The 20,056-nt window shown below is 69.1% G+C and carries 14 protein-coding genes and 1 tRNA gene; 4 read left to right on the top strand and 11 right to left on the bottom strand.

Annotation, left to right across the window (positions count from 1 at the left end; translation table 11 throughout):
* Positions 1–56: 56 nt before the first annotated feature.
* Positions 57–1,493, top strand: a complete 1,437-nt coding sequence (gene pyk, locus ABII15_RS10205; RefSeq protein WP_353941964.1) for a pyruvate kinase — start codon at positions 57–59, stop codon at positions 1,491–1,493.
* Positions 1,494–1,564: 71 nt separating this feature from the next.
* On the opposite strand, the gene ABII15_RS10200 is transcribed toward pyk, so the two are convergent.
* The 3 genes from ABII15_RS10200 to ABII15_RS10190 form a co-directional block, all read right to left on the bottom strand.
* The gene (locus ABII15_RS10200; protein ID WP_353941963.1) at positions 1,565–3,454 is read right to left on the bottom strand and encodes an alkyl sulfatase dimerization domain-containing protein; all 1,890 of its coding nucleotides are present in this window, start codon (positions 3,452–3,454) and stop codon (positions 1,565–1,567) included.
* Between the two features lie 146 nt (positions 3,455–3,600).
* Positions 3,601–4,365 (bottom strand): helix-turn-helix domain-containing protein, encoded by a 765-nt coding sequence (locus tag ABII15_RS10195; RefSeq protein ID WP_353941962.1) that lies wholly within the window; start codon positions 4,363–4,365, stop codon positions 3,601–3,603.
* Between the two features lie 106 nt (positions 4,366–4,471).
* Positions 4,472–4,545, bottom strand: a tRNA-Leu gene (locus tag ABII15_RS10190).
* Between the two features lie 106 nt (positions 4,546–4,651).
* On the opposite strand from ABII15_RS10190, the gene ABII15_RS10185 reads away from it, so the two are divergent.
* The gene (locus ABII15_RS10185; RefSeq protein WP_353941961.1) at positions 4,652–5,296 is read left to right on the top strand and encodes a response regulator; all 645 of its coding nucleotides are present in this window, start codon (positions 4,652–4,654) and stop codon (positions 5,294–5,296) included.
* A gap of 82 nt (positions 5,297–5,378) precedes the next feature.
* Here ABII15_RS10185 and ABII15_RS10180 read toward each other — a convergent pair whose 3' ends face one another.
* From ABII15_RS10180 to ABII15_RS10155, 6 genes are all read right to left on the bottom strand, one after another.
* Positions 5,379–6,095, bottom strand: coding sequence for an ABC transporter ATP-binding protein (locus ABII15_RS10180; protein ID WP_353941960.1), 717 nt, complete (start codon positions 6,093–6,095; stop codon positions 5,379–5,381).
* Positions 6,092–6,967, bottom strand: a complete 876-nt coding sequence (locus tag ABII15_RS10175) for an ABC transporter ATP-binding protein (protein WP_353941959.1) — start codon at positions 6,965–6,967, stop codon at positions 6,092–6,094. Before ABII15_RS10175 ends, ABII15_RS10180 begins: the two co-directional genes overlap by 4 nt.
* A 5-nt stretch (positions 6,968–6,972) precedes the next feature.
* Positions 6,973–8,781, bottom strand: coding sequence for a branched-chain amino acid ABC transporter permease (locus ABII15_RS10170; protein WP_353941958.1), 1,809 nt, complete (start codon positions 8,779–8,781; stop codon positions 6,973–6,975).
* A gap of 5 nt (positions 8,782–8,786) precedes the next feature.
* Entirely contained in the window at positions 8,787–9,716 is a 930-nt protein-coding gene (locus ABII15_RS10165) for a branched-chain amino acid ABC transporter permease (RefSeq protein ID WP_353941957.1), read from the bottom strand.
* A 120-nt stretch (positions 9,717–9,836) separates the two neighbouring features.
* Positions 9,837–11,066 (bottom strand): branched-chain amino acid ABC transporter substrate-binding protein, encoded by a 1,230-nt coding sequence (locus tag ABII15_RS10160; RefSeq protein ID WP_353941956.1) that lies wholly within the window; start codon positions 11,064–11,066, stop codon positions 9,837–9,839.
* 427 nt (positions 11,067–11,493) lie between these two features.
* On the bottom strand, positions 11,494–11,964 hold the full coding sequence (locus ABII15_RS10155; protein ID WP_353941955.1) for a hypothetical protein: 471 nt from the start codon (positions 11,962–11,964) through the stop codon (positions 11,494–11,496).
* A 447-nt stretch (positions 11,965–12,411) separates the two neighbouring features.
* On the opposite strand from ABII15_RS10155, the gene ABII15_RS10150 reads away from it, so the two are divergent.
* Complete coding sequence (locus tag ABII15_RS10150; RefSeq protein WP_353941954.1) at positions 12,412–14,361, top strand: Xaa-Pro dipeptidyl-peptidase; 1,950 nt, start codon at positions 12,412–12,414, stop codon at positions 14,359–14,361.
* On the opposite strand, the gene ABII15_RS10145 is transcribed toward ABII15_RS10150, so the two are convergent.
* Positions 14,330–14,812 (bottom strand): hotdog fold thioesterase, encoded by a 483-nt coding sequence (locus ABII15_RS10145; protein WP_353941953.1) that lies wholly within the window; start codon positions 14,810–14,812, stop codon positions 14,330–14,332. The two genes, ABII15_RS10150 and ABII15_RS10145, sit on opposite strands and share 32 nt — an antisense overlap.
* A gap of 59 nt (positions 14,813–14,871) precedes the next feature.
* Positions 14,872–17,148, bottom strand: coding sequence for an FdhF/YdeP family oxidoreductase (locus tag ABII15_RS10140; protein ID WP_353941952.1), 2,277 nt, complete (start codon positions 17,146–17,148; stop codon positions 14,872–14,874).
* 233 nt (positions 17,149–17,381) lie between these two features.
* On the opposite strand from ABII15_RS10140, the gene polA reads away from it, so the two are divergent.
* Complete coding sequence (gene polA, locus ABII15_RS10135; protein ID WP_353947012.1) at positions 17,382–20,051, top strand: DNA polymerase I; 2,670 nt, start codon at positions 17,382–17,384, stop codon at positions 20,049–20,051.
* Positions 20,052–20,056: the final 5 nt, after the last annotated feature.

Raw genomic sequence — 20,056 nt, 5'->3', positions numbered from 1 at the left:
TTGAGTAGTCATACCCATCCAATTCCCTACCCACCGGTAGGGCCTAGGCTCGAATCATGCGCCGAGCAAAGATCGTCTGTACTTTGGGCCCCGCCACCGACTCGTACGAGCAGATCAAAGCACTCGTAGAAGCCGGAATGGACGTAGCCCGCTTCAACCTCAGCCACGGCACCTACGCCGAACACGAGGAGCGCTACCAGCGCGTGCGAAAGGCCTCCGACGAGACCGGCCGCAGCGTCGGCGTCCTCGCCGACCTTCAAGGCCCGAAGATCCGCCTCGGCCGCTTCAGCGAAGGACCCGTACTCCTTGAACGCGGAGACGAGTTCACCATCACCGTCGAACACGGCGCCCAAGGCGACCGCCAAAGCTGCGGCACCACCTACAGCGGCCTCGCCGACGACGTCACCCCCGGCGAACGCATCCTCGTCGACGACGGCAAAGTCAGCCTCGAAGTCACCGGAGTCGACGGCCCCCGCGTCCGCACCACCGTCGTCGAAGGCGGCATGGTCTCCGACCACAAGGGCCTCAACCTTCCCGGCGTCGCCGTCTCCGTCCCCGCCCTCAGCGACAAGGACGAAGCAGACCTCCGCTGGGCCCTGCGCACCGGCGCCGACATCATCGCCCTCTCCTTCGTCCGCAGCGGCCGCGACATCGAAGACGTCCACCGCATCATGACCGAAGAAGGCCGACACCTCCCCGTCATCGCCAAGGTCGAAAAACCCCAGGCCGTCGAGAACATCGAGGACATCGTCGCCGCCTTCGACGGCATCATGGTCGCCCGCGGCGACCTCGGCGTCGAAATGCCCCTCGAACAAGTACCGATCGTCCAGAAGCGCGCCATCAAGCTCGCCAAACGCAACGCCAAACCGGTCATCGTCGCCACCCAGATGCTCGACTCGATGATCGACAACTCCCGCCCCACCAGGGCCGAAGCCAGCGACGTCGCCAACGCGGTCATCGACGGCACCGACGCGGTCATGCTCTCCGGCGAGACCAGCGTCGGCAAATACGCCATCGAAACCGTCAAAACCATGAGCCGCATCGTCGAAGCGGCAGAGGAAGACATCCTCGCCAAGGGCCTCCCGCCCCTCACCGAGCGGAACAAGCCCCGCACCCAGGGCGGCGCCGTCGCCCGCGCCGCCGCCGAAATGGGCGACTTCCTCGGCGCCAAATTCCTCGTCGCCTTCACCCAGTCCGGCGACACCGTCAAACGCCTCTCCCGCTACCGCTCACCCATCCCGCTGCTCGCCTTCACCCCGGTCGCCGCCACCCGCTCCCAGCTCAACCTGACCTGGGGCGTGGAGACCTTCCTCGGCCCGCACGTCGACTCCACCGACGCCATGGTCGCCCAGGTCGACGACCAACTCCTCAAGATCGGCCGCTGCAAGAAGGGCGACATCGTCGTCATCACCGCCGGCTCCCCGCCCGGCGTCTCCGGCTCCACGAACATGGTTCGCGTCCACCACATCGGCGAGGACGACAGCCCCAAGTAGGCAGACCGTCATACGTGGTCGAGGGCCGCCCCGCATTGCACCAAGGGGCGGCCCTCCCGCATGCCGGACCGCTACGGCGTCACGATCGCGAAATTCGGATCCGGCTTCTCCACGACCGCCAGCACCTGCTGCAAGAGCGACGCGTCCCCGGACACCTCGATGTCACCGAGCCCCTTGCCGCCCAGCAACGCCAGCAACTGCACCTTGGTCATCGACAGCGTCACCCCCGCCCCCGGATCCGCGTTCTCATCACTCCGGTACGTCAACACCCCGTTCCGCACCGTCAGGTGATACACCACACCCAGCGACGGAAAACTCCAGTCCATCCGCACCTTCAGATCCCACGCCTTCGGACCATTGATCCGAATCGCCACCGAGTCGATCAACTGCTCGATGCTCAATGCCGCCATCATCGTCGGCCCCACCGTCGACGACTCACCCACCCGCACACCCTCGGTCAACTCCAGCGCCCCCGTGAGATAGAAATTCCGCCACACCGCGTTCTCCGCCGCATATCCCAACCGCGTATAGATCCGCGCCAGTTCCGCCCTCGCCACCCTGCTGCCCGGATCCGCGAACACCACATGGTTCAACAACGTCGCCGCGAACCGCAGATCCCCCTCCCGCTCGAACTCCCGCGCCCTCGCGATCGCCGCCGAACGACCCCCCAACGCCCGCACATACCGCTTCGCTTCCTCGACCGGCGGATGCTCCCACAGATGCGCCGGATTCGCGTCGAACCAGCCCATGTACCGCTGATAGATCCCCTTCACATTGTGCGAGAGCGACCCGTAGTACCCACGGTTCGCCCACACATCCAGCCCCGGAGGCAACTCGATCGCCTCGGCGATCTCCCTGCCGGTCATCCCGATATTGATCATCCGCAACGTCTGATCATGCAGATACGCATACAAGTCCCGCTGCGACGACAGCAGTTCAGTGATCTCCGCACCACCCCACGTCGGCCAGTGATGCGACGCGAACGCCACATCCACCCGGCCCGCGAACAGATCGACCGACTCGTTCAGATACCGCGCCCACTCCCGCGCGTCCCGCACCTGCGCACCTCGCAGCGTGATGATGTTGTGCATCGTGTGCGTCGCGTTCTCCGCCATGCACACCGCCCGCAGCCCGGGGAAGACGAAGTTCATCTCCGCCGGAGCCTCCGTACCCGGCGTCATCTGGAACTCCACCGCCACCCCGTCGAACGTCTCCACCTGCCCCGTCCGCGTGATGCTCCTCGTCGGCGCGATCAGCCCCACCGTCCCCAGCGACACGCTCTGCCCGAGACCACAACCGATCTGCCCCCGCGCCGACCTCGGCAGATGCGCGCCGTACATGTACGCCGACCGACGATTCATCGCCGTCCCCGCGTACACGTTCTCCGACACCGCGTGCTCCAGGAACCCCTCCGGCGCCACCACCGGAACCTCCCCGGCCCCCTCCGGCAGCACCCCGTACCCGCCACCGAAGTGATCGACATGGGGGTGGGTGTAGATCAGCGCGGTCACTTTCCGCTCGCCCCGATGGGTCCGGTACAGCTTCAGCGCCGCCGCGGCCGTCTCCGCCGAGATCAGCGGGTCGATCACGATGATGCCGGTGTCGCCCTCGACGATCGTCATGTTGGAGAGGTCGAGCCCGCGCACCTGATAGATCCGGTCCGTCACCTTGTACAGGCCCTGCCTGCTCGCCAGTTGGGACTGCCGCCACAGACTCTTGTTCGCGGTCCTCGGAGCGTCCTTCTCCAGGAAGGCGTACGCGTCGTTGTCCCACACCACCTTGCCGTCCGCGTCCTTCACGACGCCGGGCTTCAGCGCCGCGACGAAACCTCTGTCGGCGGCCTCGAAGTCGCCGGTGTCGCGGTATTGCGCGGCGACGGCCGACTCGGGGTTCAGGGCCACGGCAGCGGCGGCGGCACCTGCGGCTGCCGCCACGAAACGGCGCCGGTTGATCGGGCTCATACGTACCTCTTCGACGGCGGGGCTGTTGTGATCCCGAACATCGTCGGAGCGGGGAGGGGCGGTCAATGGCTGCCGGGGATATTGGGGCGGGTCCCAGGGGGCGGGTGGGGGTGGTGTGACGCGTCCTATTGCGGGGCGTGCGGGGGTCAGTGTTTGGGGCCTACGTGGAGGTCCAGAAGAGCCACGGCTTCTTTGCGGGCGATCGAGATGTTGCGGCTGCCTGCCCGCTTCCAGGCGACACCGACCGAGTCGAGGGAGTCGGTGAAGAGGCGTGTGATGTCGGCGGACAGGTTGGTGAAGAAGTAGCGGGGGTACTCATAGCGCTTCGGCCTGCCGCCGATGACGCGCGTGGTCCAGTTGGTGACGCGGCATCCGTCGGAGTGGATCAGGCCGCGGAGGAAATCCCAGGGATGCGCGTCGACGATCTCCTGTTGCCAAGGGGCGAGCGTGATCTTGCGTTCGTGCTTCTTGCCGTGACCGTGCTGGGGGAAGAGGCAGGGCCAGTGCTTGCTGTAGCAGGTGACGTACTGGCAGCCCTGCCACTGGATCCGGAAGACCTTGTTGGCGGGGTGTGCGGCCCGCACGGCCTCGGCACACAGGTCGATGAGCCCGGGCCAGGTGTCGGCGCAGGCGATGCGCAGGAAGTAGGTGCCCCGTTGGAGGCGGCTGATGCAGCCATCGCCGAGGTACAGGCCGAGCAGGTAGGAGTACGCCGCTGGGTTCTCGGGAGCCTGGGGCGGTCCGTCGCATCGCGGGCATGCCGTCGATCGGCTCCAGCCGCGCGGTTCGATCCGCTCCTTCCAGGAGCGGAGGGCTGCCCGTGAGACCCCCGTCTCCTTGCTGACCGAGTTCAGGCTGCGGCCCTGCGCCACCAGCGCGAGCGCCTCCTTGCGCGTGCTCATGTCGTACATGCGGGCAGCGTGTGAGAGCTGGCCGCGCGACACGCAGCAAAAAGCGGATGTTCACGAGAACGTGAGCATCCGCTTGTCGATGGTGACCTTCGAATCGAAGGAAAAGTGCTCCGGGTGGGACTTGAACCCACACTGGATCGTGTTTGAGACGATGGCCTCTGCCGATTGGGCTACCGGAGCTCCTGCGAATCAAAGGAATTCCTCGACCCGCTGCTCACCCACTTTACAACAGCTAGGTAGGCTCTTGGGAGCAGTACCTCAGCCCTGCATAACAAGGAGCGCCCCCGTGACCGGCCCCGAGTCGACCCAGCCCGACGACGACAAGTCGCACGTCCCGCCGCTGACGACCCGTGTCGTCATCGCCGAGGACGAGGCCCTCATCCGCCTCGACCTCAAAGAGATGCTCGAGGAAGAGGGCTACACCGTCGTGGGCGAGGCCGGCGACGGTGAGCAGGCCATCGAGCTGGCCCGTGAGCACAAGCCCGACCTGGTGATCCTCGACGTGAAGATGCCGAAGATGGACGGCATCAGCGCGGCGGAGAAGATCGCCGAGGAGTCGATCGCCCCGGTGCTGATGCTGACGGCGTTCTCGCAGCGCGACCTCGTCGAGCGGGCGCGGGACGCCGGTGCCATGGCGTATCTGGTGAAGCCGTTCAGCAAGAGCGATGTGGTCCCGGCGATCGAGATGGCCGTCTCGCGGTTCACGGAGCTGAAGACGCTGGAGAAGGAGGTCGCCGACCTCACGCAGCGGCTGGAGACGCGGAAGCTGGTGGACCGGGCGAAGTCGATTCTTCAGACGGAGTACGGGCTGACGGAGCCGGCGGCGTTCCGGTGGATCCAGAAGACGTCGATGGACCGTCGGCTGTCGATGCAGCAGGTGGCCGAGGCGGTCATCGAGGACGCCGAGGAGAAGAAGGCGGCGAAGGGCTGATCCGGAGCCCCTCCGACACATGCGTGAGGCCCGCACCCTGGAGAAGGGGGCGGGCCTCACGCACGTACGGGCGCGTACGGGCTCAGTCCTCGCCGAGGTAGGCCTTGCGGACGGATTCGTCGTGGAGGAGTTCCTGGCCGGTGCCGGACAGGACGATGGAGCCGATTTCCATGACGTGTCCCTGGTCGGCGAGGGAGAGGGCGGCCTGGGCGTTCTGTTCGACCAGGAGGATGGTCGTGCCCTGTGCCTTCAGTTCGGCGATGGTGGACATGATCTTCTGCATCATGATCGGGGAGAGGCCCATGGAGGGCTCGTCGAGCATGAGGAGTTTGGGCTGGGACATGAGGGCGCGGCCCATGGCGAGCATTTGCTGTTCGCCGCCGGAGAGGGTGCCCGCGGCCTGCTTGCGGCGTTCGCCCAGGATGGGGAAGAGGTCGTAGGCGCGCTGGATGTCCTTCTGGATGCCCGCGGTGTCCTTGCGGAGGAAGGCGCCGAGCTGGAGGTTCTCCGCGATGGTGAGGCGGGGGAAGATCCGGCGGCCTTCGGGGGAGTGGGCGAGCCCCATGGAGACGATCTTGTGGGCCGGGACCGCGTTGAGCGGGGTGCCGGCGAAGGTGATCTTGCCGCTGAGGGGCTTGAGCAGGCCGGAGAGGGTGCGCAGGGTGGTGGTCTTGCCGGCGCCGTTGGTGCCGATCAGGGTGACGACCTGGCCTTCCTCCACGGTGAAGGAGATGCCTTTGACGGCCTGGATCTTGCCGTAGGCGACCTTGAGGTCCTCGACCTCCAGAAGTGCGGTCACTGGTCGTTCCCTTCGGCTGCGTCTGCTGCTTCTGCGGCTTCGGCTGCTTGGACCTCTTCGATGGCGGAGTCCTCGGGGGCGCCTTCGAAGGGGGTGCCGAGGTAGGCGGCGATGACGCGTTCGTCGCCCTGGACGACGTCGCTGGTGCCTTCGATGAGCTTCTCGCCCTGGACGAGGACGGAGACGCGGTCGCAGAGGTTGAAGATGAAGCGCATGTCGTGCTCGATGACGAGGACGGCGATGCCCTGGTCGCGGATGGCGAAGACCAGCTCTTCGGTGGCGCGGGTCTCCTGGGGGTTCATGCCGGCGGTGGGCTCGTCGAGGAGGAGGAGTCCGGGGTCGCTGGCGAGGGCGCGGGCGATCTCCAGCTTGCGCTGTTCGCCGTAGGGGAGGTTGCGGGCGAGGTGGTCGCGCTTCTTGGCGAGTCCGGTGAACTCCAGGAGTTCCATGGCGCGTTCCTCGGACGCCTTCTCCGCCTTCTTGAAGCCGGGGCCGCGCAGGAGGGCGGACCAGAGGCCTTCCTTGGTTCTGGTGTGGCGTCCGACGAGGACGTTCTCCAGGACGGTCATGTTGGCGAAGAGGCGGATGTTCTGGAAGGTGCGGGCGATGCCTGCCTGGGTGACGAGGTGGGGCTGGGGCGGCAGGACGGTGCCCTTGTAGGAGACCTTGCCCTCGGTGGGGACGTAGAGGCCGGTGAGGCAGTTGAAGAAGGTGGTCTTGCCGGCGCCGTTGGGGCCGATGAGGCCGACGATCTCGCCTTCGCCGACGGTGAGGTTGACGTCGCGGACGGCGGTGAGGCCGCCGAAGCGCATGGTGACGCCGGTGGCTTCGAGGACGGTCGTGGTGGCCGTGGTGGTCGTGGGTGTGGTCATAGTGGTCACGCCCCAGCCTTGGTGACGGCCGGTTCGTCGGGCAAACGTTGTTCTGGCACGTCGAGTTGGTCGGTCTCGTGGAATTCGAGTTGCTTGCGGCGGTCGGCGATGAGGCCTTCGGGGCGGAACCGCATCAGCAGGATGAGGGCGACGCCGAAGAGGAGGAGCTGGTATTCGCCGATGAACTGGAGCTTGGCCGGGATGAGGTAGAGCAGGGCGGCCCCGACGAGGGGTCCGCTGACCGTGCCCATGCCGCCGAGGATGACGGCGGCGAGGAGGAAGGCGGAGTTGGGCGGCGCGTTCTCCACGAACTTGTACTGGTCGGGGGTGACGGAGTACTGGACGTGGGCCTGGACGGTGCCCGCCATGCCGGCGAGGGAGGCGCCGAGGGCGAAGGCGAGGAGCTTGAGGCGGAAGGTGTTGATGCCCATGGCCTGGGCGGCGGTCTCGTCCTCGCGGATGGCGACCCAGGCGCGGCCGATGCGGGAGGTCCCCGCGCGGCGGAAGACGGTGACGACGATAATCGTGAAGACGAGCATCAGGAGGTAGTAGTTGGCGAACCGGCCGAGGTCGACGCCGAGGACGGTGTGGGTCTCGCCGAGGTTGAACCCGAAGATTTCGAGGTCGGGGATGTTCGGGATGCCGTTGGGCCCGTTGGTGACGTCGGGTCCGGAGTCGCCGTCGAGGTTGTTCATGGTGATGCGGAAGATCTCACCGAAGCCGAGGGTGACGATGGCGAGGTAGTCGCCGCGCAGTCGCAGGGTCGGGGCGCCGATGACGATGCCGAAGACGAGCGAGGCGGCGGCGCCGGTGAGGACGGCGGCCCAGAAGGGGAAGTGGACGCCGATGGTGGAGTCCGGGGAGCCGGAGACGAGGGCCGCGGCGTAGGCGCCGACGCCGAGGAAGGCGACGTAGCCGAGGTCGAGGAGTCCGGCGAGGCCGACGACGACGTTGAGACCGAGGGCGACGGTCGCGAAGACGAGGATGTTCGCGGCGACGTTGGTGTACGTGTCGTTGGTCTGGGTGAAGGGGAACGCGGCGGCGGCGACGAAGGCCGCGGTGAGCGCGATGGTGCGGTGTTTGGCGGTGAGCGCGGTGAGGCGCGCGGGCAGTCCGGTCTTGGTCAGGGCGACGCCGCCGAAGAGGACCAGGATGAGGAAGCCGGTGAAGAGTTCGACGTATTCGGTGTCGATGCCGTACGTGAAGACGTAGAGGGCGATGCCGAAGGCGACGGCGATGACCAGGATCTCGGCCCAGGAGGGCAGGGTGATCGTGGCGGGTCGCGCCGGGGGCGCCTTGAGGGTGTTGCGGAACCGGGCCCAGGCGTCGGTGGCGTCGGGGTCGGGTTCGTCGGCGGGGAGGCCGAGGGCGCACAGGGTGGTGAGGAGTGCGGCGATGCCGGCGACCCAGGCTCCGGGTTCGAGGTTGACGACGCCGCCGAGCCGGTAGCTGATGGCGCCGAGGGTGTAGCCGGTGGTGCCGAGGGTGCCGAGGGCGAAGAGGAGGGTGGGGGCGGTGGTGCCGCCGGGGGTGAGCCAGCGCAGTCCGCGGATGCCGAGGGCGGAGAGGCCCAGCAGCAGGGTGATGAGGGCGCCGATGAGGGTGAGGACCTGGAGTCCGCCGGGGTAGCCGGTGACGGTGAGGTCGCCGGGGAATTCGGCGGTCCAGGTCCAGGCCATGAAGGTGGCGGCGGCGGTGAGGACGGCGCCGCCGAGGGTGCCGTAGCGGGCGGCTTTCTCGGGCAGCGGGATGAGGGCGCTGTGCCGCGTGGTCGTGGCGGTGGTGTCGGTGGTGGTGGTCGTGGTGTCGGTCATCGTGATCACGCCCTGTCCGCGACGCGCTCACCGAGCAGGCCCTGGGGGCGCAGCAGGAGCACGAGGATGAGGAGGACGAAGGCCCAGACGTCTTTCCAGGCTCCGCCGCCGAGGAGTTCCATGCCGGGGATGTCCTGGATGTAGGCGGTGGCGAGGGCTTCGGCGAGGCCGAGGGCGAGGCCGCCGATCATGGCGCCATAGATGTTGCCGATGCCGCCGAGGACGGCCGCGGTGAAGGCTTTGAGGCCGGCGATGAAGCCCATCTTGAAGCCGACCTGGCCGTACTTGAGGCCGTAGGCCATGGCGGCGACGGCGGCGAAGGCGCCGCCGATGGCGAAGGCGGTGACGACGATCCGGTCGGTGTTGATGCCCATGAGCTGGGCGGTGTCCGGGTCCTGGGAGGTGGCCTGCATGGCGCGGCCGGTGCGGGTCTTGGCGACGAAGTAGGCGAGGAAGCCCATGCACACGGGGGCGGCGATGATGAGGAAGAGGTCGCCGCGCTGGATGGTGAAGGCGCCGAGGTCGATGGGGCCGCCGGAGAACTGGGGGAAGGTGCGGTCGGCCTTGGCGTCGGGGTAGAAGGCCCAGACGACCTGCTGGAGCGTGATGGACAGGCCGATGGCGGTGATGAGTGGCGCGAGGCGTGGGGCGTTGCGCAGGGGGCGGTAGGCGAACCGTTCGGCGCCGACGGCGACGAGGACGGAGCAGGCGATGCCCATCAGGAGCATGAGGGGCATGGCGATGGCGAGGGACGTGCCGCCCGGGAGCCAGAGATACATGGTGAGGGCGCCGAAGCCGCCGATCATGTAGATCTCGCCGTGGGCGAAGTTGATGAGCTGGATGATGCCGTAGACCATGGTGTAGCCGACGGCTATGAGGCCGTACAGGGCTCCGAGGATCAGGCCGTTGACCAGCTGCTGCGGCAGATCGTGCACCGCTGGGCCTCCGAGGTTGTCGTCAAGTGCGAAGGCGCGGGGGGCTGTTGTGGTGCCCCCCGCGCCGTGGGCTGGTGCGGTGGGATCCCGGAGAGGGTTACCGCGGGGTGTCGCGGCGGGTTACTTCTCCAGCTCGCCGGTCTTGACCGGGGTGTGCTTGCCGCCCTTGACCTGGTAGACGGTCAGGGTGCGGTTGGTGGTGTCGCCGTACTCGTCGAAGGCGACCTGGCCGGTGACGCCGCTGAAGGAGACCTTCTGGGTGGCTTCCACGATCTTGGCGCGGGCGTCGGAGGGCACCTTGCCGTCGTTGGCGTTCACGACGGTCTTGACGGCCTGGATGATGGCCCATGCGGCGTCGTAGGAGAGGGCGCCGTAGGTCTCGTAGGGGTCGCTGTAGCCGCCGGCCTTGTAGTCGGCGATGAACTTCTTGGCGGTGTCGAGCTGCTCCGGCGGGGCGCCGACGGAGGTGGCGAAGTCGCCTTCGGCGTTCTTGCCGGCGAGCTTGACGTAGTCGGCGCTCTGGAGGGCGTCGCCGCCGATGACGGGGATCTTGGCTCCGGCGTCCTTGATCTGCTTGGAGAGCGGGGCGCCGGCCGGGTATTCGCCGCCGTAGTAGACGAAGTCGGCCTTGGAGTTCTTGATCTTGGTGGCGATGGCGCCGAAGTCGCGGTCGTCGGGGTTGATGTGGTCGGTGGCGACGACCTTGCCGCCGAGCTTGGTGAATTCCTGACGGAAGGTGCGGGCGAGGCCGGCGCCGTAGGTCTTCTTGTCATCGACGGAGTAGACCGTCTTGAGCTTGAGGGTGTTGTACGCGTACTGGGCGGCGTACGGGCCCTGGAGGGCGTCGGTGGTGGCGGTGCGGAAGTACGTCTTGAACTGACGCTCCTTCTGCTTCGCGTAGTTGGCGCCCTGGGTGAGCTCGGGGGCGGTGTTCGCCGGCGAGATCTCCACGAGGTTGGCGGAGTTGAAGGTCTTCTGCATCGACTGGGCGACGCTGGAGTTCAGCGGGCCGACGACGCCGAGGACGTCCTTGTTGCCGACGAGCGTGGTGGCGTTCTGACCGCCGGTGGAGGGGTTCGCGACGTCGTCGAGCGCCTTGATCTGGAAGGTGACGCCCGGGACTTCCTTGTTCTTGTTGGCGGTCTTGGCGGCCAGGTCGACGGAGTTCTTGATGCCGATACCGATGGCCGACAGGTCGCCGCTGAGCGGGGCGTCCACGCCGATGACGACGGTGGTGTTGCCCTTGTCGCCGGACTTGTCGCCGCCTTCGTCGCGCGATCCGCAGGCGCTGAGCGTGAGTGCTCCGGTCGTGAGCACTGCGGTGAGTATGAGCTGTGAACGGTGTCGCACGATCAATCCTCTCCCTGGCGCGGCCCTTTGGTCGGGGGCCGTGTGTCTCGCCGGGCCGTACGGGGTGGTACAGGGCCGTGCAAGTGACGCGCCCGGCGGCGCGGTGACTGGCCGTGACTATAAGCGCAGGTGGGGGAGTGCAGCGTGGATGCGGGAGAGGCTGTGACGCTCTTGTTATGCCGGGGCGGATTCGGCGGGGTGCGGTGTGGGCGATTGGGGCGGATGTGCCGGGGGCGGAAGAGATCGCTTGGTGAGAACGCCCTGTTCTTCCATGGGACTTGAGGTGATCTTGGTCGGGCGGGTGGTGGGGGTTTCGGACGGTTGTGTCCGTCGGGGGCGGGGGCGCGCCGGGTGTGGGGGCGGCGCGTGACCTTCGCATTGCTTCGTTGCGGCAGAGGTAACTGGCTGTTACCGCTGTGTGAGTTTGTTACGCGGGTGTGGCGGCGCCGGGGGGTGTCCGCCGGGCGTGGCGGGCGGTGTGAACGCGGGTGAGGAGGGTGTGTGGGCGGCGGTCGGTGACGGTGAGGGTGCGGCGTTTTCGGGCGAGGGGGTTGGGCGGGGTGGCGCCGAGGTAGGTCATGTCGGAGGTGCGGGGGAGCGTGGTGAGGTTGCGTGCGCCGATGTGCGCGCGGAGTGCGCCGGGGATGCTCGGGGCTGCCGTGAAAGGTGTTGCTGGAGTGACGTGAGTCGTCAACTGCGCTGTTCCAGCGTGTATGTGACTGATCGTCATCGTGCAGCCCTGGTTGGTGCTGACGGTGAGCGCGGAGGTGCCGCGGGTGGCGGTCGGGTCGTCGTGGCGCGGTTGGGTCGCCTGGGCGGGGCGGGTGTCGAGGGTGTCGGTGTGGGGGTTCTTCGGCGGGGGTGGGGTGGTGGCGGCGGGGGGCGCGGTGAGGGCCACCGTGCAGTGGGCGGGGGTTTGGATGCGGCGTGGCCGCCGTGCGGTCCGGCGGTCGGTCGGGCGCGGGGGGTCGCTACCGAGGGTGTCGGTGGTGGTGCCGGGTTGCGGGGAGTGTCCCGCGCGGTGGGTGCGTCGTCAGGGGCGTACGGCTCTACGGGGCTGATGCCGGGCATGTCCGCAAGGCGGGGGCGGAAGGGCTGACTCCGCTTGGGTCGGTGCGGGCCGGTGTGGATGGGTGCGGGGCCGGATTGCCTGATTCCGCTCGTGTCGGTGTCGGTCGGTGTCGGTCGGTGCCGGTCGATGCCGGTCGGTGCTCGTCGGGGCGCGTGGCATCAGGGGATGGACCGTAGGGGCGGGTGGGTCAGGCCCACTGGCGGGCCGGTGGGTGGCGCGGTGGAATGACAGGCGTCCCGTGAGTGAACTCCCGTACCGCGCCCAGGAGGCACGATGGTGAGATCCGCACGTACCACCCGTACCGCCGGCAGACGTGGACCGCGTGGCGGGCCGGTGCTCGTCCTGGCGGGTGCCCTGGTCCTCGCCGTGGCGGCGCCGGCCGCGCACGCCGCGCAGGAAGCGTCCGGCAGGGCGGAGTTGAGGATCTCCGGGCAGGAGACGCAGCCCGTCTTCTCCCGGGCCGACGCCGTCTACCAGGAGGTCGATGTCCGCACGGAGGCCGACAGTGACGGCGACGGCAGGCGGGACACCGTCCGGATGCGGATCCTGCGGCCGAAGGAGACCGGCACGGCGGGGCTGAAGGTCGCCACGATCATCGAGGCGAGCCCGTACTGGGCCGGTGGCAACGATGTCCCCAACCATCAGGTCGACCTCGACGAGGACGGCCTCCCGGTCGCCGCGGCCCAACGCGCCACCGGTGCGCCGGGGTTGACCGGTCCCGCGACCGCGTACTCCGGCTACTACGACAATTACTTCCTGCCGCGCGGCTACGCGGTCGCGCAGGTCGACAGCCTCGGTACGGGCGGCTCCACGGGCTGCCCGACCTCCGGCGGCCGCAACGAGACCCTGGGCGCGAAGGCCGCCGTCGACTGGCTGGGCGGCCGCGCCAAGGGCTGGGACCCGGACGGCGACGAGGTCCGCGCGGACTGGTCGACCGGGAACGCCGCCATGATGGGCATCTCCTACAACGGCACGCTGCCGACGGCCGTCGCGACCACGGGCGTCGAGGGGCTCAAGGCGATCGTGCCGATCTCCGGGATCTCGTCCTGGTACGACTACTACCGGGCGAACGGCGGCGTCGTGGCACCGGGCGGATACCAGGGAGAGGACACCGACGTGCTCGCCCGGTACGTGTACTCACGCGCCGACCGGGAGATCTGCGAGCCGGTCCTCGACGGGCTCGAACGCGACCAGGACCGGGTGACGGGCGACCGGTCGGCGTACTGGGACGAGCGCGACTACATCAAGGACGTCGGCAGGATCAGAGCGGGCGTCTTCGTCGTGCACGGGCTCAACGACTGGAACGTGAAGACCAGGAACGCGGGCGCGCTGTGGGAGGCGCTGAAGAAGAACGACGTGCCGCGCAAGCTCTGGCTGCACCAGGCCGGGCACGCCAACCCGATGCCGCTGCGCATGGAGGAATGGCTGCGCCAGGTCCACCACTGGTTCGACCACTGGCTCTACGGCATCCGCAACGGTGTGTTGAGCGAGCCGCGGGTCGACGTCGAACAGGCCGACTTCGGCTGGCGGCAGCAGTCGGACTGGCCGGCGCCCGGTACCCGCGACACGATCCTTCGGCTGCGCGCCGACGGCACGCTCGGCAGGACCGCGGGCCCGCAGGCCGTCCAGTCGCTGACCGACGCGGGCCGCACGGTCCCCGCCGAACAGCTCGTGACCTCACCCGACGAGGCGAACCCGAACCGGCTCGCGTACACGACGGGCGCCCTGGACCGGGACGTGCGGCTCAACGGGGTGCCCGGGATCGACATCCGCGCCTCGCTGTCCGGCACCTCGCCGTACGTGACCGCGCTGCTGGTCGACTACGGCCGGGACACCCGTGCCACGGCCGGCACGGTCACCGACACCTCGCGGGAGGTCTGCTACGGGGAGGGGGTGCCGGGGCTGCCGGGTGAGACGGGCTGTGCGTACCGCGCGGAACACGCCACCGAGACCGCCGACTTCAAGATCGTGACGCGGGGCTGGCTGGACGCGCGCAACCGCACCTCGCTGCGGCACGAGTCGAAGGTCGTGGAGGGCGAGGAGTACCGGCTGCGGTGGGATCTGCAGCCGGAGGACTACGTCTTCAAGGCCGGGCACCGGCTGGGCGTGGTCCTGATCTCGACCGACCACGACTACACCCTGCGTCACCCGGCGGGCACCCGGATGACGGTGCGCGCCGGGGCCGGATCGCTCACGCTGCCGGTGGCGCCGGGTCGGCCGTAGGGGCCTCCTTGAGCAGGCAGGTCAGGCGGGCCGAGCAGACCCGCCTGTCCTGCTCGTCGGTGATCACGATGTCGTACGTGGCCGTGGTGCGGCCGCGGTGCACGGGCGTGGCCACACCGGTGACGAGGCCGGTGCGGGCGCTGCGGTGGTGCGTGCAGTTCAGGTCGACGCCGACGGCGAGGCGGCCGATGCCGCCGTGCAGCATCGCGCCGACCGAGCCGAGGGTCTCGGCGAGCACGGCGGAGGCGCCGCCGTGGAGCAGGCCGTAGGGCTGGGTGTTGCCCTCGACGGGCATGGTGCCGACGACGCGGTCCGCGGCGGCCTCCTTGATCTCGATGCCCATCCGGGTGCCGAGGTGTCCGGCGGAGAACAGTGCCGGCAGGTCGATGCCGTAGTCCGCGTACTCGTCGAGGACCTCTTGCGGGAACTTCACCTGGTTCTGCTCGCCCATGGGGCCCTGCTCCGTCCGTCGTTCCTGAGTGTCGGGGTACACGCTCGCTGAGCGAACGCTCAGTCGGTGCCGGATTGTTCCAGGCGCACCACGACGGACTTGCTGGCGGGGGTGTTGCTGGTGTCCGCGGTGGCGTCCAGCGGCACCAGGACATTGGTCTCCGGGTAGTACGCGGCCGCGCAGCCGCGGGCCGTCGGGTAGTGCACGACGCGGAAGCCGGGGGCGCGCCGCTCCACTCCGTCGCTCCACTCGCCGACCAGGTCGACGTAGGCGCCGTCGGCGAGGTCGAGGTCCTTGGCGTCCTCGGTGTTGACCAGCACCACCCGGCGGCCGTTCCTGATCCCGCGGTAGCGGTCGTCCAGGCCGTAGATGGTGGTGTTGTACTGGTCGTGCGAGCGCAGTGTCTGGAGCAGCAGCCGGCCCTGTGGCAGCTTCGGGTACTCGACGGGCGCGGCCGTGAAGTTGGCCTTGCCGGTGGCGGTGGGGAAGCGGCGCTCGTCGCGCGGGGCGTGCGGCAGGGCGAAGCCGGCCGGGTCGGCCACCCGTGCGTTGAAGTCCTCGAAGCCCGGCACCACGTGGGCGATGCGGTCGCGGATCGTGGCGTAGTCCTTCTCGAACTCCGCCCAGGGCACGTCTGAGTCGGGCAGGACGCGGCGGGCGAGGCGGGTCACGATGGCGGGCTCGGACAGCAGGTGGCGGCTCGCGGGCTCCAGGCGGCCGCGCGAGGCGTGCACCATGCCCATGGAGTCCTCGACGGTGACGAACTGCTCGCCACTGCCCTGGAGGTCGCGCTCGGTGCGGCCGAGCGTGGGCAGGATCAGCGCGCGGGCGCCGGTGACGGTGTGCGAGCGGTTCAGCTTCGTCGAGACGTGGACGGTCAGGCGGGCGCGGCGCATGGCCGCCTCGGTGACGTCGGTGTCGGGGGAGGCGGAGACGAAGTTGCCGCCCATCGCGAAGAAGACCTTCGCGTCGCCGTCGCGCAGCGCGCGGATGGCCCGGACGACGTCGAGGCCGTGCTCGCGCGGGGGAGCGAAGCCGAACTCCTTCTCCAGGGCGTCCAGGAAGGCGGGCGCGGGGCGCTCGAAGATGCCCATGGTGCGGTCGCCCTGCACGTTGCTGTGGCCGCGCACCGGGCAGACGCCCGCGCCGGGGCGGCCGATGTTGCCGCGCAGCAGCAGGAAGTTGACGACCTCGCGGATGGTCGGCACGGAGTGCTTGTGCTGGGTCAGGCCCATCGCCCAGCACACGACGGTTCGCTGGGAGGCGAGGACCATCTCCAGGGCGCGCTCGATGTCGGCCCGGGACAGGCCGGTGGCCTTCAGGGTCTCGTCCCAGTCGGCGGCGCGGGCGGCCTCGGCGAACGCCTCGAAGCCGTGGGTGTGCTCGGCGACGAACGTCTCGTCGGTGGCGCCCTCTGTGGCGAGGATCAGCTTGTTCAGGAGGCGGAAGAGGGCCTGGTCGCCGCCGAGCCGGATCTGGAGGAACAGGTCGGTGAGCGTGGCGCCCTTGGTGAGGCCCTTGGGGGTCTGCGGGTTCTTGAACTTCTCCAGGCCCGCCTCCGGCAGCGGGTTCACGGAGATGATCTTCGCGCCGCCGGCCTTGGCCTTCTCCAGGGCGGAGAGCATCCGCGGGTGGTTCGTGCCCGGGTTCTGCCCGGCCACGATGATCAGGTCCGCCTTGTAGAGGTCCTCCAGCAGGACGCTGCCCTTGCCGACGCCGATGGTCTCGGTGAGCGCCGAGCCGGACGACTCGTGGCACATGTTCGAACAGTCGGGCAGGTTGTTCGTGCCGAACTCGCGGGCGAAGAGCTGGTAGAGGAACGCCGCCTCGTTGCTGGTGCGCCCCGACGTGTAGAACACCGCCTCGTCGGGGGAGGCGAGCGCCGTCAGCTCCTCGCCGATGATGTCGAAGGCCCGCTCCCAGGTCACCGGCTCGTACCGGTCGGCGCCCTCGGCCAGGTACATGGGGTGGGTGAGGCGGCCCTGCTGGCCCAGCCAGTACCCGGAGCGCGTGGCCAGGTCGGCGACCGGGTGCGCGGCGAAGAACTCGGGGGTCACCCGGCGCAGCGTGGCCTCCTCGGCGACCGCCTTCGCGCCGTTCTCGCAGAACTCCGCGGCGTGCCGGTGCTCCGGCTCGGGCCAGGCGCAGCCGGGGCAGTCGAAGCCGTCCTTCTGGTTGACGCGCAGCAGGGTGAGGGCGGTGCGCTTCACGCCCATCTGCTCGCGCGCCATCTTCAGCGTGTGCTTGACGGCGGGCAGGCCGGCCGCGTGGTGCTGCGGCGCCACGACCTGCGGTGCGTCCTGAACCGGATCGGATGCGGGCGGCTTGGCGGCCATGTCGGGCTCCCCTTCGAGCGGTCCTGCGCGGTCCTGCGAGCGTGCTGTGAGCTACCTCTCCGATCCTCGCACGGAGGTCCGACAGGGCTGCCGCCCGGTCGGGGTGGACCGGAGTGTCAGTGGGGTCTGGCAGGATCGGGGACGTGGCAGAAAAAGCAGCGAAGACGGCGAAGAAGACGGCGGCCCCCGCGACGAAGGCGGCGGACAGCGGTGCCGGTGGGCGTCCCCGGCTGATGCTCATGGACGGGCATTCGCTGGCCTACCGCGCGTTCTTCGCGCTGCCCGCGGAGAACTTCACGACGGCCTCCGGCCAGCCCACGAACGCGATCTACGGCTTCGCGTCGATGCTGGCGAACACTCTGCGCGACGAGTCGCCCACGCACTTCGCGGTGGCGTTCGACGTGTCCCGCAAGACGTGGCGGTCCGAGGAGTTCACCGAGTACAAGGCGAACCGGTCGAAGACCCCGGACGAGTTCAAGGGCCAGGTCGAGCTGATCGGCGAGCTCCTCGACGCGATGCACACCCCGCGCTTCGCCGTCGACGGCTTCGAGGCCGACGACATCATCGCCACGCTCGCCACACAGGCCGAGGCCGCGGGCTTCGAGGTCCTCATCGTCACCGGCGACCGCGACTCCTTCCAGCTCGTCACGGAGAACGTGACGGTGCTGTACCCGACGAAGGGCGTCTCCGAGCTGACCCGGTTCACGCCGGAGAAGGTCGAGGAGAAGTACGGCCTCACCCCGTCCCAGTACCCGGACTTCGCGGCGCTGCGCGGCGACCCGTCGGACAACCTGCCGGGCATCCCCGGCGTCGGCGAGAAGACGGCCGCGAAGTGGATCAACCAGTTCGGTTCGTTCGCCGAGCTGGTCGAGCGCGCCGAGGAGGTCAAGGGCAAGGCGGGGCAGAACTTCCGGGACCACATCGAGGCCGTGAAGCTCAACCGCCGCCTGACCGAGATGGTCCGCGACGTCGAGCTGCCGAAGACGGTCGCCGACCTGGAGCGCACGGCGTACGACCGCACCGCGATCGCGATGATCCTGGACACCCTGGAGATCCGGAACCCGTCGCTGCGCGAGCGCCTGTTCGCCGTCGACCCGGGCGCCGCCGAGGCCGAGGAGGCCCCGGCCGAGCCGGGCGTGGAGCTGGACGGCACCGTCCTGGCCACCGGCGAGGTCGCGCCGTGGCTCGCCGAGCACGGCACCGCCGCGCTCGGTCTCGCCTCCGTCGACACCTGGTCGCTCGGCACCGGCTCGGTCACCGAAGTGGCGCTCGCCGCGGCCGACGGCGAGGCCGCCTGGTTCGACCCGACGACGCTGGACGAGACCGACGAGAAGGCGTTCGCGGCCTGGCTCGCCGACGCGGCGAAGCCGAAGGTGCTGCACAACGCCAAGAGCGTGATGCGGGTCTTCGCCGAGCACGGCTGGAGCATTGACGGCATCACCATGGACACGGCGCTCGCCGCGTACCTGGTCAAGCCCGGCCGCCGCTCCTTCGCGCTCGACGCGCTGTCCCTGGAGTACCTGGGCCGCGAGCTGGCCCCGGCCGGCGCCGCCGACGGGCAGCTCGCGTTCGGCGCGGAGGAGGACGAGCAGGCCGAGGCCGACGCGCTCATGGTGCAGGCCCGCGCCATCCTCGACCTGGGCGAGGCGTTCGGCGAGAAGCTGAAGGAGGTCGGCGCCGCCGATCTGCTCACCGACATCGAACTGCCCACCTCCGTGCTCCTCGCCCGCCTGGAGCGGTACGGCATCGCCGCCGACCGCGCCCACCTGGAGGCCATGGAGCAGATGTTCGCGGGCGCCGTCCAGCAGGCGGTGAAGGAGGCCCACGCCTCGGTCGGGCACGAGTTCAACCTCGGCTCGCCCAAGCAGCTCCAGGAGGTCTTCTTCGGCGAGCTGGACCTGCCGAAGACCAAGAAGACCAAGACCGGGTACACCACGGACGCCGACGCGCTCGCCTGGCTGGCCACGCAGACCGACCACGAACTGCCCGTGATCATGCTGCGCCACCGGGAGCAGGCCAAGCTCCGCGTCACCGTCGAGGGCCTGATCAAGACGATCGCCGCCGACGGCCGCATCCACACCACGTTCAACCAGACGGTCGCCGCCACCGGCCGCCTGTCGTCGACGGACCCGAACCTGCAGAACATCCCGGTGCGCACCGACGAGGGTCGCGCGATCCGCCGCGGGTTCGTCGTGGGCGAGGGCTTCGAGACGCTGATGACCGCCGACTACAGCCAGATCGAGCTGCGCGTCATGGCACACCTCTCCGAGGACGAGGGCCTGATCGAGGCGTTCACCTCCGGCGAGGACCTGCACACCACGGTCGGCGCGCAGGTGTTCGGTGTGGAGCGGGACCAGGTCGACGCCGAGATGCGGCGCAAGATCAAGGCGATGTCGTACGGCCTGGCCTACGGTCTTTCCGCGTTCGGCCTGTCGCAGCAGCTGAACATCGAGGCGGGCGAGGCGCGCGCCCTGATGGACACGTACTTCGAGCGGTTCGGCGGGGTCCGGGACTATCTGCGGCGCGTGGTCGACGAGGCGCGGGCCACCGGCTACACCGAGACCGTGCTCGGGCGGCGCCGCTATCTGCCCGACCTGAACTCGGACAACCGGCAGCGCCGCGAGATGGCCGAGCGCATGGCGCTCAACGCGCCGATCCAGGGCACCGCAGCCGACATCGTGAAGATCGCGATGCTGAACGTCGACAAGGCGCTCACCGAGGCGGGGCTCTCTTCCCGGATGCTGCTCCAGGTCCACGACGAAATCGTGCTGGAGATCGCGCCCGGGGAGGCCGCCGTCGCGGAGGAGCTGGTGCGGCGGGAGATGGCCGGCGCCGTTGCGCTCCGCGCGCCGCTGGACGTCTCGGTGGGCCTGGGCCACGACTGGGAATCCGCCGCGCACTAGCCCGC

Origin of the sequence: Streptomyces sp. HUAS MG91 (genome assembly GCF_040529335.1) — a bacterium.
Lineage (GTDB): Bacteria > Actinomycetota > Actinomycetes > Streptomycetales > Streptomycetaceae > Streptomyces > Streptomyces tabacisoli.
Note: the sequence above shows the minus strand (reverse complement) of the source record. Positions and strands in the feature narration are given on the sequence as shown.

Excerpts from the sequence above, each read along its gene's own strand:
- pyk (WP_353941964.1), top strand. The coding sequence starts at position 57 with ATGCGCCGAGCAAAGATCGTCTGTACTTTGGGCCCCGCCACCGACTCG.
- ABII15_RS10200 (WP_353941963.1), bottom strand. The coding sequence starts at position 3,454 with ATGAGCCCGATCAACCGGCGCCGTTTCGTGGCGGCAGCCGCAGGTGCC.
- ABII15_RS10195 (WP_353941962.1), bottom strand. The coding sequence starts at position 4,365 with ATGTACGACATGAGCACGCGCAAGGAGGCGCTCGCGCTGGTGGCGCAG.
- ABII15_RS10175 (WP_353941959.1), bottom strand. The coding sequence starts at position 6,967 with ATGACCACACCCACGACCACCACGGCCACCACGACCGTCCTCGAAGCC.
- ABII15_RS10170 (WP_353941958.1), bottom strand. The coding sequence starts at position 8,781 with ATGACCGACACCACGACCACCACCACCGACACCACCGCCACGACCACG.
- ABII15_RS10150 (WP_353941954.1), top strand. The coding sequence starts at position 12,412 with ATGGTGAGATCCGCACGTACCACCCGTACCGCCGGCAGACGTGGACCG.
- ABII15_RS10145 (WP_353941953.1), bottom strand. The coding sequence starts at position 14,812 with ATGGGCGAGCAGAACCAGGTGAAGTTCCCGCAAGAGGTCCTCGACGAG.
- ABII15_RS10140 (WP_353941952.1), bottom strand. The coding sequence starts at position 17,148 with ATGGCCGCCAAGCCGCCCGCATCCGATCCGGTTCAGGACGCACCGCAG.
- polA (WP_353947012.1), top strand. The coding sequence starts at position 17,382 with ATGCTCATGGACGGGCATTCGCTGGCCTACCGCGCGTTCTTCGCGCTG.